Here is a 1972-nt window from a genome sequence, read left to right on the forward strand (position 1 = left end):
AGGCAAGCCAGCTCACACTTTGGAATGCATTCCCCTGTGGGAGCTGGCTTGCCTGCGATGGCCACGTCGCGGTGTGCGAGTGCAATCAAATAGCACTGAATCGCTGCCCCAATTGCTGTTCGGCAAACTGCTCGATGATGAAGTCCACAAACGCCCGAGTCTTGCCGGGCAGCAGTTTGTGTTCGGCGTAATAGATGGAAATGTTGCCATCGTCCACGTACCAGTCGGGCAGCACTCGCACCAACTTGCCGCTCGCCAGCCACGGTACGGCAAACGGCATGCTCACCAGGGCGACGCCCAGCGCCTGGTCTGCGGCGACGCAGGCGGCCTGCGAATCGCTCATGGTCATCCGCGCCTTGAGGTTCAACGGACCGTGCTCACCGTGGCGACCGGTCAATTGCCAGGAACGCACGCGACCGGTTTGTGGCGAGCGAATCAGAATGCCGTCGCAGCGTTCAAGGTCCAGCGGTTGTAGCACCGCTCCACGCACCGCCAAGTACTCGGGTGAGGCCAACAAGACCCGATGAGCCGGCGCCAGCTTGCGCGCCACCACGCCCTGAGGCAGCTCAAAACCGCCACCCAGTGCCGCATCGAAGCCCTGGCCAATCAGGTCCACCTGGCGATTGTCAAAATGCCAGTCGGGGCTGATATCCGGAAACCGTTTCAGAAACTCGCCCAATAGCGGCACGATATACAAACACCCGACCACTGTGCCCATGCTCACCTTCAAGGTGCCCACCGGACGCCCTTCGGCACTGGCCAGGTTGGCCACGGCATTTTGAATGGTGGTGAGGCTGGCGCTGACTTCTTCGAGGAACAGCTTGCCGGCTTCGGTCAGGGTCAAGCGGCGGGTGCTGCGCTGGAACAAACGCACACCCAGTCGCGCTTCCAGCTTGGCGACGCTTTTTCCTACCGCCGCCGGGGTCAGGCTCAGGTGCCGCGCCGCCTCGGCAAAGCTGCCGCCTTCGGCGCTGCGCACGAAGCATTCGATACTGCCAAAGCTTTCCATATCGCCTCACTCTAAACTTTTGGTTTACACAGACTATAGCAATCAAGGTCTACCGGCAGGGATGAGTGAGGTCGATACTCGACTCCAACCACAAGGCATCCCGCCTTGAACAGCTCGGAGATCGACATGACCACTCAAAACCTCAGCGGCAAAGTCGCCTTGATTCAAGGCGGTTCCCGCGGCATCGGCGCCGCCATCGTCAAGCGTCTCGCCGCGCAAGGCGCAGCTGTCGCGTTTACCTACGTCAGTTCGGCCGCCAAGGCTGAAGCGTTGCAGAACAGTGTGATCAGTGAAGGCGGCAAAGCCTTGGCGATTCATGCCGACAGCGCCGACGCCACAGCGATTCGCCATGCGGTCAACGCCACCGTCGAAGCCTTCGGTGGCCTGGACATTCTGGTGAACAACGCCGCCGTACTGGCCGTCGGGCCGCTGGAAGACTTCAAGCTGGAAGATTTCGACAAGACCCTGGCGGTCAACGTACGCAGTGTGTTTGTCGCGACCCAGGAAGCCGCCAAACACATGAAGGAAGGTGGCCGAGTGATCAACATCGGCAGTACCAACGCCGAGCGTATGCCATTTGCGGGTGGCGGGCCGTACGCCATGAGCAAATCAGCGCTGGTAGGGCTGACCAAAGGGTTGGCGCGAGACCTGGGGCCACGGGGCATCACGATCAACAACGTGCAGCCTGGACCGGTGGACACCGATATGAACCCGGCAAGCGGTGATTTTGCGGAGAGTTTGATTGAGTTGATGGCGATCGGACGCTACGGCCATGTCGAAGAAATCGCCAGCTTCGTGGCCTATCTGGTAGGGCCAGAGGCCGGCTATATCACCGGTGCCAGCTTGAGCATCGATGGTGGTTTCAGCGCCTAGGGTTTCTGGAACACGACAACACTAAGTGTGGGAGCTGGCTTGTGTGGGAGCCGGGCTTGCCCGCGATGCAGGCACCTCGGTGTGTTAGTC

General features: G+C 60.5%; 2 protein-coding genes. One reads left to right on the forward strand and one right to left on the reverse strand.

Features of this window, described 5'->3' with window-relative positions; translation table 11 throughout:
• Positions 1-85: 85 nt before the first annotated feature.
• Positions 86-1009: a LysR substrate-binding domain-containing protein gene (locus ACRESD_RS16925; protein ID WP_431751972.1), complete on the reverse strand. Its 924-nt coding sequence runs from the start codon at positions 1007-1009 to the stop codon at positions 86-88.
• 126 nt (positions 1010-1135) lie between these two features.
• Between ACRESD_RS16925 and ACRESD_RS16930 the strand changes: the two genes are divergently transcribed.
• Positions 1136-1882: a 3-oxoacyl-ACP reductase family protein gene (locus ACRESD_RS16930; RefSeq protein ID WP_431751973.1), complete on the forward strand. Its 747-nt coding sequence runs from the start codon at positions 1136-1138 to the stop codon at positions 1880-1882.
• Positions 1883-1972: the final 90 nt, after the last annotated feature.

It is taken from the genome of Pseudomonas sp., assembly GCF_050739995.1.
In the GTDB taxonomy this organism is placed as follows: Bacteria; Pseudomonadota; Gammaproteobacteria; order Pseudomonadales; family Pseudomonadaceae; genus Aquipseudomonas.